The sequence below is a fragment of the Mesorhizobium sp. ArgA1 genome (assembly GCF_053714375.1).
The window spans coordinates 64,580-86,491 of record NZ_JBSKBQ010000011.1 but is presented as its reverse complement, the minus strand read 5'-3'; the positions used below and the strand labels follow the sequence as shown (position 1 = coordinate 86,491).

Genomic DNA, 21,912 nt, shown 5'->3' with positions numbered 1-21,912 from the left:
GGTGTCGAAGTCTGATCTCAGCCGATCTTCTGGCCGGTCTTGGCCCAGTCAGCGAGGAACTGTTCGAGGCCCTTGTCGGTCAGCGGGTGCTTAACCAGCGCCTTCAGCGTTGCTGCCGGCGCGGTAACCACATCGGCGCCGATCAGAGCTGCCTGCTTGACGTGGTTCACGGTGCGAACCGAAGCGACGAGGATTTCGGTGTCGAAATCATAATTGTCGTAGATATGACGGATTTCCTCGATCAGCTCCATGCCGTTCGCGCCGGTGTCGTCGATGCGGCCGACGAAGGGTGAGATGAACGAGGCGCCGGCCTTGGCGGCGAGCAGCGCCTGGTTGGCCGAGAAGCACAGCGTCACATTGACCATGCGGTTCATCTCGGTGCGGATCGTCCTGCAGGCGCGCAGGCCGTCCAGCGTCAGCGGGACCTTGATGCAGATATTGTCGGCGATCTTGGCCAGGATCTTGGCTTCGGCCATCATGTCCTTGTATTCGGTGGCGACGACCTCGGCCGAAACCGGGCCCTTGACGATGTCGCAGATCTGCTTGGTGACATCGGCGATCTTGCCGCCGGATTTCAGGATCAGCGAGGGATTGGTGGTGACGCCGTCGAGCAGCCCCAGGTCGTTCAGCTCCTTGATGTCCTTGATGTCAGCGGTGTCGACAAAAAATTTCATGGGGGTCTCCTGAAAGATTTCCATGTGCAGCTCATGCACATTCGGGGTTGCGCTTTGATCTAGACCAAAGTCGGGGCAAGGTCACGCCCGATGATCGAAGATTCGCCCTTTGTCGCAGCCGCGCCGGTGCTGGTGCCGATGCCCGCCGAGCGCCCCTACACCTATGCCGTGCCAGCCGGCATGCGCGTGGTGCCGGGGTCGATCGTGCGCGTGCCGCTGGGACCACGCCAGGTTGCGGGCATCGTCTGGGACGGTGTGGTCGAAAAGGTCGACGCCAAGAAATTGCGACCGATCGAGCAGCTTTTCGACTGTCCGCCGATCGATCGCGGCATGCGCCGCTTCGTCGACTGGATCGCGCAATACACGCTGTCGCCGCCCGGCATGGTGGCGCGCATGCTGCTCAGGGCGCCGGAGGCGTTCGATCCCGAACCGTGGATCGAGGGCCTGCAGCGGACGCTCGTCATGCCTGACCGGATGACGGATGCTAGAACGCGCGTACTGGAGACGGCCGAAGGCGGGCTTGCCTGGACGCGCGCGGGGCTGGCGCATGCCGCCGGCGTGTCGTCGACGGTGGTCGAGGGGCTCAAGGCGCAAGGCGTGTTCGAGACGGTGATGATCCCGCCGCGACCGGTGGTCGCAGCGCCAGATCCCTCCTACGCCCTGCCGGAGCTGATGCCCGACCAGGCCGAGGCGGCCGCCATGCTGCGCACCAATGTCGGGGCCGGCGCCTTCAGCGTCACGCTGCTCGACGGCGTTACCGGCTCGGGCAAGACGGAAGTTTATTTCGAAGCGGTGGCGGCGGCACTCGATCAGGGCAAGCAGGTGCTGATCCTGCTGCCGGAAATCGCGCTGACGCATGCCTTCCTCGAACGCTTCCAGCAGCGCTTCGGCGCCAAGCCTGCCGAATGGCATTCCGACCTGCCGCCAAGGATGCGTGAAAAGGTCTGGCGACAGGTTGCGGAAGGCGGCGTGCGCGTCGTCGCCGGCGCGCGCTCGGCGCTGTTCCTGCCGTTCAGGGAGCTCGGCCTGATCGTCGTCGACGAGGAACACGACCCTGCCTACAAGCAGGAGGATCGCGTCTTCTACAATGCGCGCGACATGGCGGTGGTGCGCGGCCATATCAGCAGCTTTCCGGTGGTGCTGGCATCGGCGACGCCTTCGGTCGAAAGCCGGGTCAACGCACAACAGGGCCGTTATGCGAGAGCAGTGCTGTCAGCGCGCTTTGCCGAGGCCGCCCTTCCCGACCTGAAGACAATCGACATGCGGCGCGCGCCGCCGGTGCGCGGCGGCTTCCTGTCGCCGCTGCTGATTGAGCAGATGCAACGCACGCTGGAGAGACAAGAGCAGTCGCTGCTGTTCCTCAACCGGCGCGGCTACGCGCCGCTGACGCTGTGCCGGGTCTGCGGCCATCGCTTCGGCTGCCCGGTCTGTTCGGCCTGGCTGGTCGAGCACCGCTTTCGCGGTCAGCTCGTCTGTCATCATTGCGGGCACAATGAGAAACGGCCGGAGGCTTGTCCGGAATGCGGCACGCTCGACCATCTCGTCGCCTGCGGCCCGGGCGTCGAGCGCATCGCCGAGGAGGTCGTGGCGCATTTCCCCGACGCGCGCACCATCGTCTTGTCGTCCGACCTGATGGGCGGCGTGCGGCGGTTGCGGCTGGAGCTGGAAGCCATCGCCAATGGCGAGGCCGACATCGTCATCGGCACGCAACTGGTGGCCAAGGGGCACAACTTCCCTAACATGACGCTGGTCGGCGTCGTCGATGCGGATCTCGGTCTCGCCAATGGCGATCCGCGCGCCGCCGAGCGCACTTTTCAACTGCTCAGCCAGGTGACCGGACGCGCCGGCCGCACCGGCAAGAAGAGCCTCGGCCTGCTGCAGACTTTCCAGCCGGACCATCCGGTGATGCGGGCGATCGTGTCGGGCGACGCCGAGGCGTTTTACGAGCGCGAGATCACTGAGCGCGAACGGGCCGCACTCCCACCCTTCGGCCGGCTCGCCGGCGTCATCGTCAGCGCAGTGACCCGCGCGGAGGCCGAGGGCCATGCACGCGGCCTGCGCCGCGCCGCACCCCCGGCCAGCGACCTGTTCGTGCTTGGGCCCGCAGAGGCGCCGTTGTCGCTGCTTGGCGGCCGCCACCGCTTCCGCCTGCTGATCCAGGGCGAACGGCGCGCCGACATGCAGGGTTTCATCCGCACCATGCTGGCCGAAGGGCCAAAACAGCGCGGCTCGGTCCGCGTGCAGGTCGATATCGATCCGCAGAGTTTTTTGTAAGGAGCCGCGAACGCTATGAAAACCATTGGCCTGCTCGGTGGCATGAGCTGGGAATCGACGGCGATTTATTATCGCCTGCTCAACGAGATCGTACGCGAGCGGTTGGGCGGGCTGCATTCGGCCAAGGTGCTGCTCCATTCGTTCGATTTCGCCGAGATTGCGGAGCGGCAGCATCATGGCGACTGGGACGGTGCGGGCGTGCTTCTGGCGGATGCCGCGCGCAAGCTGGAGGCGGGCGGCGCAGAGGGGCTGATGATCTGCACCAACACCATGCACAAGCTCGCCGACCAGGTGCAGGCGGCGGTATCCATCCCGCTCATCCACATCGCCGATGCCACGGCGGTTGCGGTGAAGGGCGCCGGCGTGAAGCGGCCGGCGCTGCTGGCGACGTGCTTCACCATGGAGCAGGATTTTTACAAGGGCCGGCTGACGGAGAAATATGCGCTGCAGCCGGTGGTGCCGGATCAGGCCGGGCGCGACATGGTGCATCGGGTGATCTATGACGAGCTCTGCCAGGGCATCGTCAGCGCGCCATCGAAGGCGGCCTATATTGATGAAGTCGCCCGCCTGCGGCGCTATGAAAAGATCGACGGCGTCATCATGGGCTGCACCGAGATCACCATGCTGATCGGGCAAAGCGATTTTGACATGCCGGTGTTCGACACCACGCGCATTCATGCCGAGGCGGCGGTTGAATTCGCGCTTGGCTGATGCGCCCTTCCTAAAGTGCCGCTGCCATCTGGCGCGTGGTTTCCCATTCGCTAGAATGGCCGCGATTTCAAACAGCCATTTATCGAGGGGACAAGATGGAATTTGCGTTTCCGTGGCCAACCAGTGAGGGCGAGTGGCTGGCGTGGTCGAGCGCCGTGGTCACCTTGGCGCTGGGCTTGCTGTTTTTCCTCGCTCCGGGGCTCGCCTTCCGGATTCTGCGGCTGCAGGTGCGGCCTGAAAAGGCAGCGGCCATCGCCGAAGGGCGCGGCCGCATGTCGGGCTTCTATCTCGGCGTCAGCCTATGCTGCATCCTGCTTGCGCAGCCATGGCTCTACATGGCGCTCGGCTTCTCCTGGCTGTTCACCGCTTTCGGCCGTTTGCTGTCGATGATGTCGGATGGCGCCAACACGCCTTTCAACTGGGCGTCGATCATTGTCGAGCTGGTGCTGGCCGCACTTCCGCTCGCCTTCGTCTTCGGCTTTCTGCCCTGAATCGGCGGCCAATCCGAAGGCTTTGGTTGAACTCTGCCGCCGGATGCGACAATAGTGCCCGAAAAGCATGCGGAACGACGCATTGCGGTCTTAAAATGCCTGTGCTAGACGGCAATCGACTTTCGGCCGGGGATAGCGGAAGCCGCGCCTCCGTGCTTGAAAAAACTTAGTAAGGTCAAAGATTTAGCCAGAGTTTTTTGCTCGCGCCAACAATCTGCGGCCTGTCAGACAAGAGAAAAGACGGTCCGTGGCTCAATCGTCATCGCCAATCTCAGGTGTCGCAGAACGCTATGCGGGTTCGCTGTTCGAACTCGCACTGCAATCCAATTCAGTTGCCAACGTCGAGGCTGACCTCAACAGTTTCGCAGCGATGCTGGATGGCAGCGCCGACCTGACGCGCCTCATCAACAGCCCGGTGTTCTCCAGCGAGGACCAAGCCAAGGCCATCGCGGCAATCACCGACAAGGCCGGCATCACCGGCTTGACCGGCAATTTCCTGCGAGTCGTCGCCCGTAACCGTCGCCTCTTCGCCGTTCCCGGCATGATCAAGGCATTCCGCCAGATCGCCGCCGAACATCGTGGCGAGACCGCTGCCGAGGTCACCTCGGCGCATGAACTGACGGCTGCCCAGCAGACCGAACTGAAGGCCGCGCTGAAGAGCGTCGCCGGCAAGGACGTGGCCATCTCCGTCACCGTCGATCCGTCGCTGCTCGGCGGTCTGGTGGTCAAGATGGGCTCGCGCCAGATCGATACGTCGCTCAAAACCAAACTCAATTCGCTCAAGCTTGCACTGAAAGAGGTCGGCTGATGGACATCCGCGCCGCGGAAATTTCCGCAATTCTGAAAGACCAGATCAAGAATTTCGGCAAGGAGGCCGAGGTCTCCGAAGTTGGACAGGTGCTGTCCGTCGGTGACGGTATCGCCCGCGTCTACGGCCTCGACAATGTCCAGGCCGGCGAGATGGTCGAATTCCCCGGCGGCATTCGCGGCATGGCGCTCAACCTCGAAGCCGACAACGTCGGCGTCGTCATCTTCGGCGCCGACCGCGACATCAAGGAAGGCGACACCGTCAAGCGGACCGGCGCCATCGTCGACGCGCCTGTCGGCATGGGCCTGCTCGGCCGCGTCGTCGACGCGCTCGGCAATCCGATCGACGGCAAGGGCCCGATCAAGGCGACCGAACGCAAGCGCGTCGACGTCAAGGCGCCCGGCATCATTCCGCGCAAGTCGGTCAACGAACCGATGTCGACCGGCCTCAAGGCCATCGACGCACTGATCCCGGTCGGCCGCGGCCAGCGCGAGCTGGTCATCGGTGACCGTCAGACCGGCAAGACCGCCATCATCCTCGACACGATGCTGAACCAGAAGGCCGTTCACGACAACGGACCGGAAAAGGAAAAGCTCTACTGCGTCTACGTCGCCATCGGCCAGAAGCGCTCGACCGTCGCGCAGTTCGTGAAGGTTCTCGAGGAGCGCGGCGCGCTCGACTATTCGATCATCGTCGCCGCCACCGCTTCCGATCCGGCGCCGATGCAGTTCCTGGCGCCCTTCACCGCCTGCACCATGGGCGAATATTTCCGCGACAACGGCATGCATGCGCTGATCAGCTATGACGATCTGTCGAAGCAGGCCGTCGCCTACCGCCAGATGTCGCTGCTGCTGCGCCGTCCGCCGGGCCGCGAAGCCTATCCGGGCGACGTGTTCTACCTGCACTCGCGCCTGCTCGAGCGCGCCGCCAAGCTCAATGACGACAATGGCGGCGGTTCGCTGACCGCTCTGCCGATCATCGAGACGCAGGCCAACGACGTGTCGGCCTATATCCCGACCAACGTGATCTCGATCACCGACGGCCAGATCTTCCTCGAAACCAACCTGTTCTTCCAGGGCGTCCGCCCGGCCGTCAACGTCGGCCTGTCGGTGTCGCGCGTCGGTTCGTCGGCGCAGATCAAGGCGATGAAGCAGGTTGCCGGCTCGATCAAGGGCGAGCTCGCGCAGTACCGCGAAATGGCGGCCTTTGCGCAGTTCGGCTCCGACCTCGACGCCGCCACGCAGCGCCTGCTCAATCGCGGCTCGCGCCTGACCGAACTCCTGAAGCAGCCGCAGTTCTCGCCGCTCAAGGTCGAGGAGCAGGTCGCGGTGATCTTCGCCGGCGTCAACGGCTACCTCGATAAGTTGGCAGTCAACCAGGTCGGCAAGTTCGAGCATGGCCTGCTCAGCCACATGCGCTCGGCCGGCAAGGACGTGCTCGACGGCATCCGCAAGGAAAAGGCGCTGTCGGACGATCTTCGGGCCAAGCTGAAGGCCGAGATCGACACCTTCGCCAAGACCTTCGCTTGAGAAAGCCGGACGCACGGGATCAGGTTGAAGCATGCCTTCGTTAAAAGACCTTCGTAACCGTATCGCCTCGGTCAAGGCGACGCAGAAGATCACCAAGGCGATGCAGATGGTCGCCGCGGCGAAGCTGCGCCGCGCGCAGGAAGCTGCGGAAGCCGCGCGCCCCTATTCCGAACGGATGGGCGCGGTGCTGGCCAACATCACCCAGGCAATCGGCAGCGGCGGCGATGCCCCGGCGCTGATGACCGGCACCGGGAAGGACGATGTGCATCTGCTCGTCGTCTGTACGGCCGAGCGAGGCCTGTGCGGCGGCTTCAATTCGCAGATCGCCCGTCTCGCCCGCGACCATATCCGCCGGCTGCTGGCCGACGGCAAGCAGGTCAAGATCATCTGCGTCGGCAAGAAGGGTTTCGACATCCTGCGCCGCGACTATGCCTCGATGATCCTCGAACGCGTCGATCTGCGCGAGGTCAAGACGCTCGGTTTCGTCAATGCCGATGCCATTGCCCGCAAGGTCATCCACCTCTTCAACGAGGGCGGTTTCGACATCTGCACGCTGTTCTATTCGCAGTTCAAGTCGGTGATCAGTCAGATCCCGACCGCGCAGCAGATCATTCCGGCCGGCATCGCTTCCGCCCCGGCCGAGGCGACCGCAGGCGGCAACGCCGTCTACGAATACGAGCCGGAGCCGGGCGAAATCCTGACCGACCTCATTCCGCGCAACATCTCGGTTCAGGTCTTCCGTGCGCTGCTCGAAAACGCAGCCGGCGAGATGGGCGCCAAGATGAGCGCCATGGACAATGCGACGCGCAATGCCGGCGACATGATCAACAAGCTGTCGATTACCTACAACCGCCAGCGGCAGGCGCAGATCACCAAGGAACTGATCGAAATCATTTCGGGCGCCGAGGCGCTCTAGGCGCGGCCGCCAGGAGGTTATCGACCTTCCGGTGGAGCGTGAGAAACAAAGGACGAAAAGGGTAAAGACGATGGCGAAAGCAGCGACCCCGAAGGCGGCAGCTCCCAAAGCGGCGACAAAGGCTCCGGCAGCAGCGGCGAAGGCCGCTCCGGCCAAGAAGGCGGCCGAGCCCGCCAAGGCAGCGGCCCCGGCCAAGGCTGCGGCATCGAAGACGACAGCCGCCGTCGTCAAGAAGACCGGCGTTGTCGGCAAGGTCCGCCAGGTCATCGGCGCTGTCGTCGACGTCCAGTTCGGCGATCACTTGCCGGCCATTTTGAACGCCATCGAGACGACCAATGTCGGCAACCGCCTGGTGCTCGAGGTTGCCCAGCACCTCGGTGAAAACACCGTGCGCTGCATCGCCATGGACTCGACCGAAGGTCTGGTGCGCGGTCAGGACGTCTATGACACCGGCGCGCCGATCACCGTGCCAGTCGGTCCGGGCATGCTCGGCCGCATCATCAACGTCATAGGCGAGCCGGTCGACGAGGAAGGCCCGGTCGACGGCATCGAAATGCGCGCCATCCACCAGCCGGCTCCGTCCTATGTCGAACAGTCGACGGAAGCGCAGATCCTGATCACCGGCATCAAGGTTCTCGACCTTCTGGCGCCTTACGCCCGCGGCGGCAAGATCGGCCTGTTCGGCGGCGCCGGCGTCGGCAAGACCGTGCTGATCCAGGAGCTGATCAACAACGTCGCCAAGGCGCACGGCGGCTTCTCGGTGTTCGCCGGTGTCGGCGAGCGCACCCGTGAAGGCAACGATCTCTATCATGAGTTCATCGAATCCGGCGTCAACAAGAAGGGCGGCGGCGAAGGCTCCAAGGCGGCGCTGGTCTATGGCCAGATGAACGAACCGCCGGGCGCGCGTGCCCGCGTCGGCCTGACCGGCCTGACGGTCGCCGAATATTTCCGCGACCAGGGTCAGGACGTGCTGTTCTTCGTCGACAACATCTTCCGCTTCACGCAGGCGGGCTCGGAAGTGTCGGCGCTGCTCGGCCGCATTCCTTCGGCCGTGGGTTACCAGCCGACGCTCGCCACCGACATGGGCGCGCTGCAGGAGCGCATCACGACGACGACCAAGGGCTCGATCACTTCGGTGCAGGCGATCTACGTGCCCGCCGACGATTTGACCGACCCGGCGCCGGCAACATCGTTCGCCCACCTGGACGCGACGACCGTGCTCAACCGCGCGATCTCGGAAAAGGGCATCTACCCGGCCGTCGATCCGCTCGACTCGACCTCGCGCATGCTCGACCCGATGGTTGTCGGTGAAGAGCACTACCAGGTCGCCCGCCAGGTGCAGTCGATCCTGCAGCGCTACAAGTCGCTGCAGGACATCATCGCGATCCTGGGCATGGACGAGCTGTCGGAAGAGGACAAGCAGACCGTGGCCCGCGCCCGCAAGATCGAGCGCTTCCTGTCGCAGCCCTTCTTCGTCGCCGAAGTGTTCACCGGTTCGCCGGGCAAACTGGTCGACCTCGCCGACACCATCAAGGGCTTCAAGGGCCTCTGCAACGGCGACTACGATCACCTGCCGGAAGCCGCCTTCTACATGGTCGGCGGCATCGAGGAAGCGGTCGAGAAGGCACAGCGCCTGGCAGCTGAAGCGGCATAAGAAGCGAATAGCGAATAGGGAGTAGCGAATAGGGGATTGTTGGGTTGAGCGGGTCTTCTTTTGCTACCCGCTGCTCACTATTCCCTACTCACTAAATTGATCATGGCTGAAGCTTTCCAATTCGAACTGGTCTCGCCGGAGCGCCTGCTCGTTTCCGAGCAGGTCGAAGCCGTCGTCATTCCGGGCGCAGAGGGCGAGATGACCGTGATGGCGCATCACGCGCCGGTCATGACGACGATCAAGCCGGGCGTCGTCACGGTGAAGACCGCAGGCGGCAAGGAAGAGCGCTATGTGGTGTTCGGCGGCTTTGCCGACATCGTCCCTGCAGGCTGCACGTTGCTGGCCGAATCGGCTGTCGCAGTCGGCGACATCGACCGCGCCGACCTCGCCCGTCGCATCCAGGACGCCAAGGAAGACGCTGCCGACGCCAAGGACGATCAGTCCCGCAGCAAGGCCGAGCAGTTCCTCGCCCAGCTCACCACGCTCGAAAGCGCTCTGCTGGCAGCTTAAGTCTCAGCGAAAACAAAAGACGAGATAGGCCGGGTTCAAACCGGCCTTTTTTGTGCCCACAGAAATGCGGGAGAACGTTATCGGTCGGACGGAGTGCCGACTTGCCGGCTCGGCAACGCGGGCTCTTTCCGATCAGAATCCTAGACCGCCGTTAGGCCTGTCTCGTCGGTCCCGGTATGCCGAGCGCCGAAAGCGCTAGTGCCACCCTGCCTTGCTGGATGTGGACTCGATGGGCGGCGACCAGGTCGATCAGCGTCTGCCGCTCGGGCTTGCCGCTGGCGAAGCCGGCGAGGTCGAACACCGTCGCGACTTTTTCCAGCGTCGGCCGCTCGCCGAGCGCGGCCAGCGCTGAGTCGAGCGGATCGGTAAAGTGGGCTTCCGGCAGGTCCTTGCCGCGTGCCTCGCACGCTGAGATCCAGGCGGCGATCACCAGCGTCAGATGCTCCGGGACCAGGCCGGCCTGGATGCGCTCGATGGCGGAAGCGACAATGCGCTGCGGCAGTTTCTGGCTGCCGTCATTGGCAATCTGCGCCGTGCGGTGGGCGAGCGCTGTGTTGGAAAAGCGCTCGGCAAGTTCCGTTGTATAGGCCGATGTGTCGAGCCCGGCATCTCCAGGCAAGGTCGGAATCGCCTCGGCCCAGAGCCGGTCGACAAATTCACGGATCGCCGGGTCGGCGAAGGCGCGGTCGACGGTCGCGTGGCCGGAAAGCAGGCCGAGATAGGCGATGCCCGAATGGGCGCCGTTGAGCAGCCTGAGCTTCATGTCCTCGAACGGCCCGACATCCTCGACCATGGTGACGGCGAACTTTTCCCAGGCCGGTCTTCCGGTCGGGAACCTGTCTTCGATCACCCATTGCCGGAACGGCTCGGTCATCACCGGCCAGGAATCCGTGATGCCGAGCTCGCCGGCGATGCGCGCCCGGTCGGCATCGGTCGTTGCCGGCACGATGCGATCCACCATGCTCGACGGAAACGCCACCTCGTCGGCGATATGGCCGGCGAGAGGGGCTTCGCCTGATGCAGTGGTCTGGGCATCCCGCAATCTCGCAAACGCGGTCAGCAGCCGGTGCAGCGTGGCGCCGTTGGCCGGCAAGTTGTCGCAACACAGCACCGTGAAAGGTGGTACGCCGGCGACGCGGCGGCGCGCCAGCGACTCTGCCAGGAAGCCGTGTGCTGTCTTCGGCGATCCGGGATTTGCCAGATCGTGGACGATGTCGGGATGGGTCGCATCGAGGCCGCCGTCGGCAGCCCGGAGGTAAGCCTTTTCGGTGATGGTCAGCGTGATGATGCGGGTGCGCGGATCGGTCAGCGCGGCCAGCACCGCGCCGGGGTTTTCCGGCGCCACCAGCATCGACTGGATGGAGCCGATGACCTGGAGTTTTTCGCCACCGCTGTCTCTGACCGCCAGCGTATAAAGCCCGTCCTGCGGCGCCAGCGCATCGCGCGTGTCGGGGCTGCGCAGCGAGACGCCGATGATACCCCAGCCGGTCTCGCCGGCCGCCAGGCAGTCATCGACATAGGCTGCCTGATGGGCGCGGTGGAAGGCGCCGACGCCGAGATGGACGATGCCTGGGGCGACCCTGGCGCGATCATAGGCAGGGACCGCTGCCGAGGCCGGCAGGGATCGCACCGTGGTATTGGAAAGGCGGCTGCTGGTCATGGCGCGGCTTGTTCGTTGCATGGCGTGCGAGGCGGGTCGGCTAGCGGCGTATCATCCGTTCTCCCGTCGCACAATGACCCGATGTCGCCTAAAAGTCATCATACAACAATCCAATTTTTGTATGTTGACATTACTTCTTTCCGATCCTACCGATAGCGCCCTGGGAGGATGGACGTGGCAGGACTGACCGATCCGGATCTGCTTTTTGCCGCCGAAGGGCGAGCGCTTTCAGTCGCGCGCGATCTCTATGCCGGGGTCAAGGATCTGCCCATCGTCAGCCCGCATGGTCACACCGATCCGCGCTGGTATGCTCTCAACGAGCCGTTCCCCGATCCGGCACAATTGCTGGTCGTGCCCGACCACTACATTTTCCGCATGCTGTTTAGCCAGGGCGTGCCACTGGAGGATCTGGGCGTATCGACCCTCGACGGTTCGCCGGTCGAAGCCGACCCGAGGGCGATCTGGCGGCGCTTTGCCGAGCACTATTATCTCTTCCGCGGCACGCCGACACGGCTGTGGCTCGACCATGTGCTCGAGCACCTGTTCGGCATCGAAGAGCCGCTCAACGCCAAGTCAGCCGACCGCCACTACGACACCATCGCCGACCTGTTGAAACGTGACGACTATCGTCCGCGCGCGCTGTTCGAGCGCTTCAACATCGAAGTGATCGCGACGACGGAAGGCGCGCTCGATAGTCTCCAATGGCACAAGGCAATCCGCGACAGCGACTGGCAGGGACGCGTCGTCACCGCCTACCGGCCGGACGCCGTCGTCGATCCCGACTTCGAAGGATTCTCGGACAATCTCGACCGTCTCGGCGAGATCAGCGGCTGCGACACCGGCACATGGGCCGGCTATCTCGGCGCCCACCGTCAGCGCCGCGCCTTCTTCAAGACTTTCGGCGCGACCTCGTCCGACCATGGTCATCCGACGGCGGAGACCGCCAATCTTTCCGACGCGGCGGCGGAAGAGCTGTTCAACCGCATCCGCCGCGGCTCCGATGACGAGCGCGAGCGCAAACTGTTTCGCGCCCAGATGCTGACCGAGATGGCCAAGATGAGCCGCGACGACGGTCTGGTGATGCAGATCCATCCCGGCTCATGGCGCAACCATTCGCCCGGTGTTTTCCAGAAATTCGGCCGCGACAAGGGCTTCGATATTCCGACCCGCACCGACTATGCGGCGGCGCTCAAACCCTTGCTCGACTGCGTCGGGCTGGAGCGCGACCTCACCATCATCCTGTTCACGCTCGACGAGACGAGTTATGCGCGCGAACTGGCGCCGCTGGCCGGCGTCTATCCGGCGCTGAAGCTCGGCCCGGCCTGGTGGTTCCACGACAGTCCGGAAGGCATGCGCCGCTTTCGCGAGATGACGACCGAAACCGCCGGCTTCTACAACACCGTCGGCTTCAACGACGACACCCGCGCTTTTCCCTCGATACCGGCTCGCCACGACGTGGCGCGCCGGGTCGACTGCGCCTTTCTCGCCCGCCTCGTCGCCGAGCATCGGCTCACTGAGGACGAAGCGCATGAGCTGGCGCGGGAGCTTGCCTACACGCTTGCCAAGAAGGCGTACCGGCTCTGAGCCGGGCGCCTTGATTTTTACAAAGGGAGGAAGACAGTCATGTTCTATTTTTCAAAACTGACGGCAGCCACATTCGCCTTCGGCTCGCTGATGATCGGCGTCGCCAATGCCCAGACCGTGCTGCGTTCGGCCGACACCCATCCCGACGGGTATCCGACCGTCGAGGCGGTGAAGTACATGGGCGAGCTGATCAAGGAGCGCACCGCCGGCCGCTATTCGGTCGAGGTCTATCATTCAGCGCAGCTCGGCGAGGAGAAGGACACGATCGAGCAGACGCAGACCGGTGTCATCGACCTGAACCGCGTGTCGATGGGCCCCTTCAACGGCATCGTGCCGGAGACTGCGGTGCCGTCGCTGCCCTACATGTTCCGCTCGGTCGAGCATATGCGCCATGTCATGGACGGGCCGATCGGCGGCGAGATCCTGAAGGCGTTTGAGGCGCATGACCTTGTCGGTCTCGCCTTCTACGATTCCGGCGCGCGTTCCTTCTATAACACCAAGAAGGACATTACCTCGATGGCCGATATGAAGGGCATGAAGTTCCGCGTCATCCAGTCGGACGTGTTCGTCGACATGGTCAATGCGCTCGGCGCCAACGCCACGCCGATGGCCTATGGCGAGGTCTATTCGGCACTGCAGACAGGCGTCATCGATGGCGCCGAGAACAACTGGCCGAGCTTCGAATCCGCCAAGCACTATGAAGTCGCCAAGCATTACACGATGGACCAGCACCAGATCGTTCCGGAAGTGCTGGTGATGGCGAAGGCGAGCTGGGACAAGCTGTCGCCTGAAGACCAGGCGATCGTGCGCCAGGCGGCCAAGGACAGCGTCGTCAAGATGCGCGAGCTTTGGGACGCGCAGGAGAAGAAGTCGCGCGATATCGTCGAGAAGGCCGGCGTCAAGGTCAGCGAGATCGACAAGCAGCCGCTGATCGACGCGATGAAGCCGGTCTACGACAAGTACCTGTCGACGCCGGCGCTGAAGGATCTCGCGGCTCGTATCCAGGCAACCAAGTAATTCGTCGCGAAGGTGGTGGCGCGATCATCCGCGCCACCACTCAGCGGAGGGGTCCACATGAAATCATTCTGGCTGGCAACGGAGCGGCTGCTGTCGCAACTGGCGAAGCTTGCGCTGTGGGTCAGCGGGGCGGGCCTGACGCTGATGACGATCATCATCTTCTGGCAGGTATTCTCACGCTATGTCCTGAACAACTCGCCGAGCTGGACCGAGTCCCTCTCGGTGCTGCTGATGGGCTGGTTCATCTTCCTGGGCGCAGCAGTCGGTGTTCGTGAGCGCACGCATCTGGGTTTTGATGTGCTGCTCTATTTTCTGCCGCACTCGGGCAAGGCGGTGCTGCGCAGCATTTCGGACTTGGTCGTGCTCGCCTTTGGCTTTGGCATGATCGTCTACGGCGTTCAACTCGCCAGGCTGACCTGGAACACAATCATGCCGTCCCTCGATATGCCGGGCGGTGTCACCTTCCTGCCGGTCATCCTGGGCGGCGCGCTGGTCTGTCTGTTTTCCCTGGAGCGGCTGGCCGGGCGATTTGCCGGGCTGCCTGTCGATGCCGATCAATATGCTACGGGCGAAGAGGATCTGTAATGGCCCTGATAGTTCTCTTCGGCACGTTCGTCTTCCTGCTCATCATCGGCACGCCAATCGCATTCTGTCTTGGCGTGGCCAGCTTCGCCACCGTGCTGGTGCTCGGCCTGCCGCCGCTGGTGGTGTTCCAGCGCCTCAACTCAGGCGTTTCCGTCTTCTCGCTGATGGCCATTCCGTTCTTCATCTTCGCCGGTGACCTCATGGTGCGCGGCGGCATAGCCGCCAGGCTAGTGGCGCTGGCCGGATCGCTGGTCGGCCATCTGCGCGGCGGTCTCGGTCAGGTCAACATTGCGGCGTCAACCATGTTCGGCGGCATTTCCGGTTCAGCCGTAGCCGACGCGTCGGCCGTCGGCGGCCTGATGATCCCGCAGATGAAGGCGCGCGGCTACGGCGTCGACTATGCCGTCAACATCACATCGGTGGGCGCTATCATCGCTCTTCTGATCCCGCCGTCGCACAACATGATCATCTATTCGATCTCGGCCGGCGGCCGTATCTCGATCGCCGACCTCTTTACGGCCGGCGTCATACCAGGGTTGCTGCTGGCTTTGTCGCTGATGATCACTGCCTATTGGGTTGCCACCCGGCGCGGCTATCCCACCGAGCCTTTCGCTGGCTTCGGCCGGGTCCTGCAACTGCTCGTCGCCGCCATTCCCGGCCTCCTGCTCATCGGCATCATTTTCGGTGGTGTCAGGTCGGGCATCTTCACCGCCACGGAAAGCTCATGCATCGCCATCGTCTACGCCTTCCTGGTGACGCTCATCATCTACCGCTCGATGAGTTGGGGCGACTTCGTCGCCGCAACCACGGCGGCGGTGCGTACGACGGCCATGGTGCTGATGATTATCGGCTGCGCAGCCGCCTTCGGCTGGCTGCTGGCCTATCTCAGGGTGCCCGCCGCGCTGGTTGCCTTCCTGCAGTCGGTATCCGACAACAAGCTGGTCATCCTGCTGCTGCTCAACATCATCCTGCTTATCCTCGGCACATTCATGGACATGTCGCCGCTGATCATCATCACCACCCCGATCTTCCTGCCGGTGGTGACAGCCTATGGCGTCGACCCCGTGCATTTCGGTGTCATCCTGATCCTCAATCTCGGCATCGGCCTGTGCACGCCACCGGTCGGGGCGGTGCTGTTCGTCAGCTGCGCCATTGGTCGGATCCCGATCTGGACGGCGATGCGCTCGATCTGGCCATTCTACGGCGCGGCCTTCACGGTGCTGATGCTTGTCACCTACATACCGGAAATCTCATTGTGGCTGCCGAGCCTGTTCCACTAGAAGGTTACCCACGTGGCCGAAACAATTGCTGATCTGAAGGTCGAGAGAAAGCCCAAGCTGTCGGAGACCGTCGTCGCGGCGATCCGCAAGCAGCTGCATGCCGGCGAGATCCTGCCCGGCCACAAACTGCCGACCGAGGGACAGTTGACCGAGACCTTCGGCGTCAGCCGCACTGTCATCCGCGAGGCGCTGGCCAAGCTTGCCGCCGACGGCCTGGTCGAGGCGCGCCAGGGCGCCGGCGTCTTCGTCACCGAACACATCTCGACAATGTTCGGGGCGCTTGCCGCCGACATGGGAGCCAAGGATTCGGTCGCGCTCAACGTGCTGGAAGTGCGCCTGGCGGTCGAGATCGAATCGGCAGGGCTCGCCGCCATCCGCCGTAACGCCGCGCAGGAGGCGGCGATCCAGGAGGCCTTCTTCGAGTTCGAGCGGCTGCTGCTCAACAGCGAGCCGACCGGACCGGCCGATCTCGCCTTCCATCGGGCAATCGCCAGCGCCACCAACAACCCGTTCTATGTCGAGATGCTGGATGTGCTGGGCCGCCGTGCCATTCCCTGCGACGTGACCTCGCCCTGGTCGACCGAACTGGTGCAGTCCGACAGCTATCAGCGCGGCCTGCAGCGCGAGCATCTGGTGATCCTGAACGCGATCACGTCAGGCGACGCCGAAGGCGCGCGCGAGGCGATGCGCGCCCATCTTACCGCCAGCCAGCAGCGCTACCGCGAGCGTCTGCACGCCCGCCAGGTCTTCTACGCCGACTCGGTCAAGGCGGCTGACACCGAATAGACAAAGCAGCTGGAGCAGTAATGAACGAAATTCATCCGCATACCGATTTCAACTCGCGTTTCGCTATCGACCCGGTTGCCGCGGCTGCCATGGGGACCGACGAATTGCGTCACCACTTCCACATTGACGACCTGTTCCAGCCCGGGCGCATCAGCCTGACCTATACGCACTATGACCGCATGATCGTCGGCGGCGCCGTGCCGGCGGCTGCACCGCTGCCGCTGGAAGCGATCAAGCCGACGGGTACCAGGGATTTCCTCGACCGCCGCGAGCTTATCATCGTCAACATCGGCGGCGCCGGCTCGGTGACGGCAAACGGCGAGAGCCACCCATTGCAGGCGCGCGACATGCTCTATCTCGGCATGGGCAGCACCGACGTGTCGTTCGCGTCGGCCGACAAGTCCGCACCGGCCAAATTCTATCTGCTCAGCGCGCCGGCGCACCAGACCTATCCGAACCGGTTGATCCGCATCGGCGATGCCAAGCGCCTCGACCTCGGCAGCAAGGAGACCTGCAACGAGCGCTCGATCTTCCAGTTCATCCACGCCGATGCCGCAAAAACCTGCCAGCTGGTGGTCGGCATGACCCAGCTGGCGCCGGGCTCGGTGTGGAACACCATTCCTTGCCATGTGCATGACCGGCGCACGGAGGCCTATCTCTATTTTGACCTGCCGGAGACGGCGCGCGTCTTCCATTTCATGGGCGAGCCGGACGAAACCCGCCATCTCGTCATGGCCAATGAAGAGGCGGTGCTGTCGCCGGGCTGGTCGATCCATTCGGGCGCCGGCACCTCCAACTACGCTTTCATCTGGGCCATGGCCGGAGACAATGTCGACTACACCGATGTCGACCCGGTGCCGCTGGACGAACTGCGGTGAGCGGGCCTTCAGCCTTCAGCCTGGCCGGCAAACGCATCCTGGTCACCGGCGCCAACACCGGCATCGGCCAGGGCATCGCGCTCTCCATCGCGCGCGCGGGCGGCACTGTCATCGGCGTCGGCCGCTCGGCGATGGATGACACGCAAAGACAAGTCGTCGAGCTGGGCGGGCAGTTCGAGGCCGTGCGTTGCGATCTCGCCGACCATGCTGCCGCGAAGACCGTGCTCGACCAGGTCTGGGAAGTGACCGGACCGATCGACGGCCTGGTCAACAATGCCGGCATCATCCGGCGCGCCGATGCCGTCGATTTCTCCGAGGCCGACTGGGACGACGTCATCGACGTCAATCTGAAGACGCTGTTCTTCTTGAGCCAGGCTTTTGCCAAACGCGTGCTGGCAGACACCGGACGGCGCGGCAAGATCGTCAACATCGCCTCCGTGCTGAGTTTCCAGGGCGGCATCCGTGTCGCCTCCTACACAGCGTCGAAACATGGCGCTCTCGGCGTCACAAGGCTGCTCGCCTGCGAATGGGCGGCAAAGGGCATCAACGTCAATGCGATTGCGCCCGGCTATATCGAAACCAACAACACCGAGGCGCTGCGCGCCGATCCCGACCGCAGTGCCGCGATCCTGGCGCGCATCCCGGCCGGCCGCTGGGGCGGGCCGGAAGACATAGGCGACGCCGCCGTCTTCCTGCTGGCGCCGGCGTCCGACTACATGCATGGCGCGGTGGTTCCGGTCGACGGCGGCTGGCTGGCGCGATGAGGAGAGGACAATGACCGAGCCGAAGATTTTCGCCCATCCCGGCGAGAGCGCCTGGACGCCGACCCCGGACGGCAACAGGCGGCGCGTTCTCTTGCACACCGATGAACTGATGATGGTCGAATTCGGTTTCGACAAGGGCGGCGTCGGCGCGCTGCACTCGCACCCGCATGTCCAGGCCAGCTATGTCGCCGAAGGCCGCTTCGAGGTGACCATCGACGGCCGGACCGACATCATCGAGACCGGCGGCAGCTTCATCGTGCCGTCCAATCTGGTGCATGGCGTCAAAGCGCTGGAGGCCGGACGCCTGGTCGACAGTTTTACGCCGTACCGCGCCGATTTTCTGGCCTGAGCCTTTTCCGGTCTGTTCCGCAAACAGAAACCCGCGCCTCCTGGGAGGCGCGGGCTGTTGCCTGTGCGCTCGCGGCGCAGCGGTACTCGAAACATCGCCGCAGGGTTTGGATGGTGCCGTAACTTGGTGAAGATAGGTTTAACGCATCGTCCCGATGGCGGGCGGAGGCAACGTCGCCAAGGCGAGAATTTCCATCGCAGCGATTGCCGTGGCATAGCTCGACGCTTATCGTCACGCCCGCGCCCTGTGGGGCGGTGATTCACAGAAATTGCATGATGCAGATATCGACAACGAGCGTGCACGATCCCAAACGGCGCGTCCTGAAGGACGTATTCGGCTTCGACGATTTTCGCCCGGGACAGGCCTCCGTGATGGAGGCGCTGCTCGCTGGCCGTCATGTGCTGGCCGTCATGCCGACGGGGGCGGGCAAGTCGCTCTGCTACCAGGTTCCGGCGCTGGTCAAGGGTGGGCTCACCATCGTCGTGTCGCCACTGGTGGCGCTGATGCAGGACCAGGTCGCGGCGCTGCGCCTTGCCGGCGTCGCCGCCGATACGATCAACTCCTCGATCGAGCGCGATGCCAATGTCGCGGCGTGGCGCCGTGTTGCGTCGGGCCAGACGCGCCTGCTCTATCTGGCGCCGGAGCGGCTGATGACCGAGCGCATGCTGGATGCGTTGGCCAGGCTCGATGTCAGCCTGATCGCCATCGACGAGGCACATTGCATTTCGCAATGGGGGCCGGCGTTCCGGCGCGAATATGAAGACCTGTCGCAGCTGCGCGGCATCTTTCCCGATGTGCCAATCATTGCGGTGACGGCTACGGCGGACGAGACGACACGGGCAGACATCGAGACACGACTGTTTGGCGGGCGTGTAGACACGCAGGTGCTCGGCTTCGACCGGCCGAACATCAAGCTTGCCATTGAGCCGAAGCAGGACAGCAAGCGGCAGTTGCTCAATTTCGTCGAGCGCCATCAGGGGCGCAGCGGCATCGTCTATTGCCTGTCGCGCAAGAAGACCGAAGAAGTGGCCACCTTCCTCGAAAAGAACGGCGTCACCGCGCTCGCCTATCACGCCGGGATGAGCAAGGAGGCGCGTGACGCCAACCAGAACGCTTTCATGACGCTGTCGGGTGTCGTCATGGTGGCGACCATCGCCTTCGGCATGGGCATCGACAAGCCCGACGTTGCCTATGTCTTCCACACCGATTTGCCGGGCAGCCTGGAGGCCTACTACCAGGAGATCGGCCGCGCCGGCCGCGATGGCCGGGCGGCAGAGGCGCATATGCTGTACGGTCTTGGCGATATCCGCATGCGCCGCATGTTCATCGATGACGAGGACGCCGCCGTCGAGCACAAGCGCCGCTCGCATAGCCGGCTCGACACGCTGATCGGCTATTGCGAGACGGCCGAGTGCCGGCGCCAGGTGCTGCTCGGCTATTTCGGCGAAGAGGCGGCCCCTTGCGGCAATTGCGACAATTGCCTGGAGCAGGCGCCGCGCGCCGACGGCACCGCCGAGGCACGCATCATCCTGGCGGCGGTCGCGCAGAGCGGCGAGCGTTTTGGCGCCGGCCATGTCATCGACATCCTCCTTGGCCACGAGACCGAAAAGGTGGCGACCAGAGGTCATCACAGGCTGGCCTGTTTCGGCAGCGGCGCCGCGCACAAGAAGGATTTTTGGCTGTCGCTGATCCGCCAGCTTGTCGCAAACGGTTTCCTGGTGCCGGATCCGGGCGGCCATGGCGGCCTGGCCATCGCTGAGAAAGGCCATGCGCTCGGTCGTGGCGAGGTCGCGTTTCAGTATCGCGTCGAGACGCGCACGCGGGCCGCACGCCGCGCGGCTCGTGCCGGCCAGATACCCCAGGGCGAAAATGTGGATGCCTCGCTGCTGGCCGCGCTCAAGACGCTGCGGCTGCGCCTGGCCAAGGAGCGCCAGGTGCCGGCCTATGTGGTGTTTTCCGACCGCACGCTGATCGACATGGCCGAGCGCCGCCCGCAAGACCTCGACGGTTTCGCCGAAGTGAACGGCGTCGGTGCGGCCAAGCTGAAGGAGTTCGGCCGGGTCTTCCTCGCCGCGATTTCTGGGCACCAGTCGGAAGCGCAAGGTTAGACGCTTTCGCCGAAGTCAAGCTTTGTCGTATCCCGAATGTGTGCTGATCGGCTGGAAATGTATCTCAGTGTGTCCGGGTGCCGCCTAGCTACATCCGCTTTCAATTTGAACGGATGGGGACACATGGGAGATACACCCGGGCCATCCTTTCCGGTTGGTACCAATCAGTAGGAGAAACCAATGGCCGACGAAATCAACCACGACCGCCGCCGCTTCTTCGGTACGGCCGCCCTGAACCTCGCTGCCGCCGGCTTGGTCGGCTCGGCCGGCGCGCTGGCCAGCACGGCAAAGGCGGCGACCCTGCCCACGGTCAAGCCAGGGACGAACACGTCCTTCGTGGCGCTGAAGCAGGTCAAGGCCGGCGTTCTCGACATCGGCTATGCCGAGGCCGGTTCGGCCGATGGGCCGCCGGTCATTCTGCTGCATGGTTGGCCTTACGATATCCACGCCTTTGTCGATGTCGCGCCGCTCCTGGTATCGGCGGGCTACCGGGTGATCGTGCCCTATCTTCGCGGCTACGGCACGACGCGCTTCCTGTCCGCCGAGACGATGCGAAATGGCCAGCAATCGGTGGTCGCCCAGGACGTCATCGCGCTGATGGATGCACTCGGTATCCCCAAGGCGACCCTTGCCGGTTTCGACTGGGGCGCGCGCTGCGCCTGCATCGTCTCGGCGCTGTGGCCGGAACGCGCAAAGGCGCTGGTCTCGGTGAGCGGCTATCTCGTCGGCAACATCAAGACCGGCAAGGTGCCGCTGCCGCCAAGCGCTGAACATGACTGGTGGTACCAGTTCTATTTTGCCACCGAGCGTGGCGCGGCCGGTTACGACAAATACCGGCATGATTTCGCGAAGCTGATCTGGCAGACGGCGTCGCCGAAATGGAACTTTGACGACGTCACTTTCGATCGCAGCGCCGCGGCCTTCGACAATCCGGACCATGTGGCCATCGTCATTCACAACTACCGCTGGCGCGGCGGATTGGCGGCGGGCGATCCGCAATATGACGATCTGGAAAACCGGCTCGCCGCTGGTCCGATCATCGGCGTGCCGGCCATCACGCTCGAGGGCGACGCCAATGGCGCGCCGCATCTCGACCCGACGGCCTATCGCAACAAGTTTTCAGGCAAATATGCGCACCGGACGATCGAGGGTGGCATCGGTCACAATCTGCCGCAGGAAGCGCCGCAGGCTTTCGCCCAGGCGGTCATCGACGTCGACGGATATTGATCCTGGAAAATGAAGCGGGCGGCCATTGGCCGCCCGTTTGTACAAAGGACGCGAAGCCGAAGCCGTCAACGACCGGATCGCCAGCTTCCTGCAAAGCTGTGTGAAGG

General features: G+C 63.9%; 20 protein-coding genes. 18 read left to right on the top strand and 2 right to left on the bottom strand.

Features of this window, described 5'->3' with window-relative positions; all coding sequences use genetic code 11:
• Window positions 1–17 precede the first annotated feature (17 nt).
• Window positions 18–674 (bottom strand): fructose-6-phosphate aldolase, encoded by a 657-nt coding sequence (gene fsa / locus ACWGTI_RS22165; RefSeq protein ID WP_454572861.1) that lies wholly within the window; start codon window positions 672–674, stop codon window positions 18–20.
• A gap of 90 nt (window positions 675–764) precedes the next feature.
• Here fsa and ACWGTI_RS22160 point away from each other — a divergent pair, with 90 nt between their 5' ends.
• The 8 genes from ACWGTI_RS22160 (at window position 765) to ACWGTI_RS22125 (ending at window position 9,567) form a co-directional block, all read left to right on the top strand.
• On the top strand, window positions 765–2,948 hold the full coding sequence (locus ACWGTI_RS22160; protein ID WP_454589080.1) for a primosomal protein N': 2,184 nt from the start codon (window positions 765–767) through the stop codon (window positions 2,946–2,948).
• Window positions 2,949–2,963: 15 nt separating this feature from the next.
• Window positions 2,964–3,659, top strand: a complete 696-nt coding sequence (locus ACWGTI_RS22155; protein ID WP_454589079.1) for an aspartate/glutamate racemase family protein — start codon at window positions 2,964–2,966, stop codon at window positions 3,657–3,659.
• Between the two features lie 95 nt (window positions 3,660–3,754).
• Window positions 3,755–4,150 (top strand): AGROH133_08824 family phage infection protein, encoded by a 396-nt coding sequence (locus ACWGTI_RS22150; RefSeq protein ID WP_454589078.1) that lies wholly within the window; start codon window positions 3,755–3,757, stop codon window positions 4,148–4,150.
• Window positions 4,151–4,397: 247 nt separating this feature from the next.
• Complete coding sequence (locus ACWGTI_RS22145) at window positions 4,398–4,958, top strand: F0F1 ATP synthase subunit delta (RefSeq protein ID WP_454589077.1); 561 nt, start codon at window positions 4,398–4,400, stop codon at window positions 4,956–4,958.
• Window positions 4,958–6,487 carry a F0F1 ATP synthase subunit alpha gene (gene atpA, locus ACWGTI_RS22140; protein ID WP_454572867.1) on the top strand — a complete coding sequence of 510 codons (1,530 nt, stop codon included), beginning with the start codon at window positions 4,958–4,960 and terminating at the stop codon, window positions 6,485–6,487. Before ACWGTI_RS22145 ends, atpA begins: the two co-directional genes overlap by 1 nt.
• 31 nt (window positions 6,488–6,518) lie before the next feature.
• A complete protein-coding gene (locus tag ACWGTI_RS22135; RefSeq protein ID WP_454572868.1) occupies window positions 6,519–7,403 on the top strand; it encodes a F0F1 ATP synthase subunit gamma in 885 nt (294 codons plus the stop codon).
• A gap of 70 nt (window positions 7,404–7,473) precedes the next feature.
• Window positions 7,474–9,057: a F0F1 ATP synthase subunit beta gene (gene atpD / locus ACWGTI_RS22130; protein WP_454589076.1), complete on the top strand. Its 1,584-nt coding sequence runs from the start codon at window positions 7,474–7,476 to the stop codon at window positions 9,055–9,057.
• 102 nt (window positions 9,058–9,159) lie between these two features.
• Window positions 9,160–9,567, top strand: a complete 408-nt coding sequence (locus ACWGTI_RS22125; RefSeq protein WP_454572870.1) for a F0F1 ATP synthase subunit epsilon — start codon at window positions 9,160–9,162, stop codon at window positions 9,565–9,567.
• 151 nt (window positions 9,568–9,718) lie between these two features.
• Here ACWGTI_RS22125 and ACWGTI_RS22120 read toward each other — a convergent pair whose 3' ends face one another.
• Complete coding sequence (locus ACWGTI_RS22120) at window positions 9,719–11,227, bottom strand: mannitol dehydrogenase family protein (RefSeq protein WP_454589075.1); 1,509 nt, start codon at window positions 11,225–11,227, stop codon at window positions 9,719–9,721.
• Window positions 11,228–11,401: 174 nt separating this feature from the next.
• Here ACWGTI_RS22120 and uxaC point away from each other — a divergent pair, with 174 nt between their 5' ends.
• The 10 genes from uxaC to ACWGTI_RS22070 all read left to right on the top strand — a co-directional run bounded on the left by uxaC (window position 11,402) and on the right by ACWGTI_RS22070 (window position 21,805).
• Complete coding sequence (uxaC, locus tag ACWGTI_RS22115) at window positions 11,402–12,811, top strand: glucuronate isomerase (protein ID WP_454589074.1); 1,410 nt, start codon at window positions 11,402–11,404, stop codon at window positions 12,809–12,811.
• 39 nt (window positions 12,812–12,850) lie between these two features.
• On the top strand, window positions 12,851–13,828 hold the full coding sequence (locus ACWGTI_RS22110; RefSeq protein WP_454589073.1) for a TRAP transporter substrate-binding protein: 978 nt from the start codon (window positions 12,851–12,853) through the stop codon (window positions 13,826–13,828).
• A 57-nt stretch (window positions 13,829–13,885) separates the two neighbouring features.
• Window positions 13,886–14,413 (top strand): TRAP transporter small permease, encoded by a 528-nt coding sequence (locus ACWGTI_RS22105; protein WP_454572874.1) that lies wholly within the window; start codon window positions 13,886–13,888, stop codon window positions 14,411–14,413.
• The gene (locus ACWGTI_RS22100) at window positions 14,413–15,693 is read left to right on the top strand and encodes a TRAP transporter large permease (RefSeq protein WP_454589072.1); all 1,281 of its coding nucleotides are present in this window, start codon (window positions 14,413–14,415) and stop codon (window positions 15,691–15,693) included. The genes ACWGTI_RS22105 and ACWGTI_RS22100 overlap by 1 nt, the downstream gene beginning before the upstream one ends.
• A 12-nt stretch (window positions 15,694–15,705) precedes the next feature.
• Entirely contained in the window at window positions 15,706–16,479 is a 774-nt protein-coding gene (locus ACWGTI_RS22095; RefSeq protein WP_454589071.1) for a FadR/GntR family transcriptional regulator, read from the top strand.
• Between the two features lie 20 nt (window positions 16,480–16,499).
• Window positions 16,500–17,357 carry a 5-dehydro-4-deoxy-D-glucuronate isomerase gene (gene kduI / locus ACWGTI_RS22090; RefSeq protein ID WP_454589070.1) on the top strand — a complete coding sequence of 286 codons (858 nt, stop codon included), beginning with the start codon at window positions 16,500–16,502 and terminating at the stop codon, window positions 17,355–17,357.
• Window positions 17,354–18,121, top strand: a complete 768-nt coding sequence (gene kduD / locus ACWGTI_RS22085; RefSeq protein WP_454589069.1) for a 2-dehydro-3-deoxy-D-gluconate 5-dehydrogenase KduD — start codon at window positions 17,354–17,356, stop codon at window positions 18,119–18,121. The genes kduI and kduD overlap by 4 nt, the downstream gene beginning before the upstream one ends.
• A gap of 10 nt (window positions 18,122–18,131) precedes the next feature.
• Window positions 18,132–18,470 carry a cupin domain-containing protein gene (locus ACWGTI_RS22080; RefSeq protein ID WP_454589068.1) on the top strand — a complete coding sequence of 113 codons (339 nt, stop codon included), beginning with the start codon at window positions 18,132–18,134 and terminating at the stop codon, window positions 18,468–18,470.
• A gap of 272 nt (window positions 18,471–18,742) precedes the next feature.
• On the top strand, window positions 18,743–20,578 hold the full coding sequence (gene recQ / locus ACWGTI_RS22075) for a DNA helicase RecQ (protein WP_454589067.1): 1,836 nt from the start codon (window positions 18,743–18,745) through the stop codon (window positions 20,576–20,578).
• A gap of 180 nt (window positions 20,579–20,758) precedes the next feature.
• A complete protein-coding gene (locus ACWGTI_RS22070; protein WP_454589066.1) occupies window positions 20,759–21,805 on the top strand; it encodes an alpha/beta fold hydrolase in 1,047 nt (348 codons plus the stop codon).
• Window positions 21,806–21,912 lie beyond the last annotated feature (107 nt).

Excerpts from the sequence above, each read along its gene's own strand:
- fsa (WP_454572861.1), bottom strand. The coding sequence starts at position 674 with ATGAAATTTTTTGTCGACACCGCTGACATCAAGGACATCAAGGAGCTG.
- ACWGTI_RS22160 (WP_454589080.1), top strand. The coding sequence starts at position 765 with ATGATCGAAGATTCGCCCTTTGTCGCAGCCGCGCCGGTGCTGGTGCCG.
- ACWGTI_RS22155 (WP_454589079.1), top strand. The coding sequence starts at position 2,964 with ATGAAAACCATTGGCCTGCTCGGTGGCATGAGCTGGGAATCGACGGCG.
- ACWGTI_RS22150 (WP_454589078.1), top strand. The coding sequence starts at position 3,755 with ATGGAATTTGCGTTTCCGTGGCCAACCAGTGAGGGCGAGTGGCTGGCG.
- atpA (WP_454572867.1), top strand. The coding sequence starts at position 4,958 with ATGGACATCCGCGCCGCGGAAATTTCCGCAATTCTGAAAGACCAGATC.
- ACWGTI_RS22135 (WP_454572868.1), top strand. The coding sequence starts at position 6,519 with ATGCCTTCGTTAAAAGACCTTCGTAACCGTATCGCCTCGGTCAAGGCG.
- atpD (WP_454589076.1), top strand. The coding sequence starts at position 7,474 with ATGGCGAAAGCAGCGACCCCGAAGGCGGCAGCTCCCAAAGCGGCGACA.
- ACWGTI_RS22125 (WP_454572870.1), top strand. The coding sequence starts at position 9,160 with ATGGCTGAAGCTTTCCAATTCGAACTGGTCTCGCCGGAGCGCCTGCTC.
- ACWGTI_RS22120 (WP_454589075.1), bottom strand. The coding sequence starts at position 11,227 with ATGACCAGCAGCCGCCTTTCCAATACCACGGTGCGATCCCTGCCGGCC.
- ACWGTI_RS22110 (WP_454589073.1), top strand. The coding sequence starts at position 12,851 with ATGTTCTATTTTTCAAAACTGACGGCAGCCACATTCGCCTTCGGCTCG.
- ACWGTI_RS22105 (WP_454572874.1), top strand. The coding sequence starts at position 13,886 with ATGAAATCATTCTGGCTGGCAACGGAGCGGCTGCTGTCGCAACTGGCG.
- ACWGTI_RS22100 (WP_454589072.1), top strand. The coding sequence starts at position 14,413 with ATGGCCCTGATAGTTCTCTTCGGCACGTTCGTCTTCCTGCTCATCATC.
- kduI (WP_454589070.1), top strand. The coding sequence starts at position 16,500 with ATGAACGAAATTCATCCGCATACCGATTTCAACTCGCGTTTCGCTATC.
- ACWGTI_RS22080 (WP_454589068.1), top strand. The coding sequence starts at position 18,132 with ATGACCGAGCCGAAGATTTTCGCCCATCCCGGCGAGAGCGCCTGGACG.
- recQ (WP_454589067.1), top strand. The coding sequence starts at position 18,743 with ATGATGCAGATATCGACAACGAGCGTGCACGATCCCAAACGGCGCGTC.
- ACWGTI_RS22070 (WP_454589066.1), top strand. The coding sequence starts at position 20,759 with ATGGCCGACGAAATCAACCACGACCGCCGCCGCTTCTTCGGTACGGCC.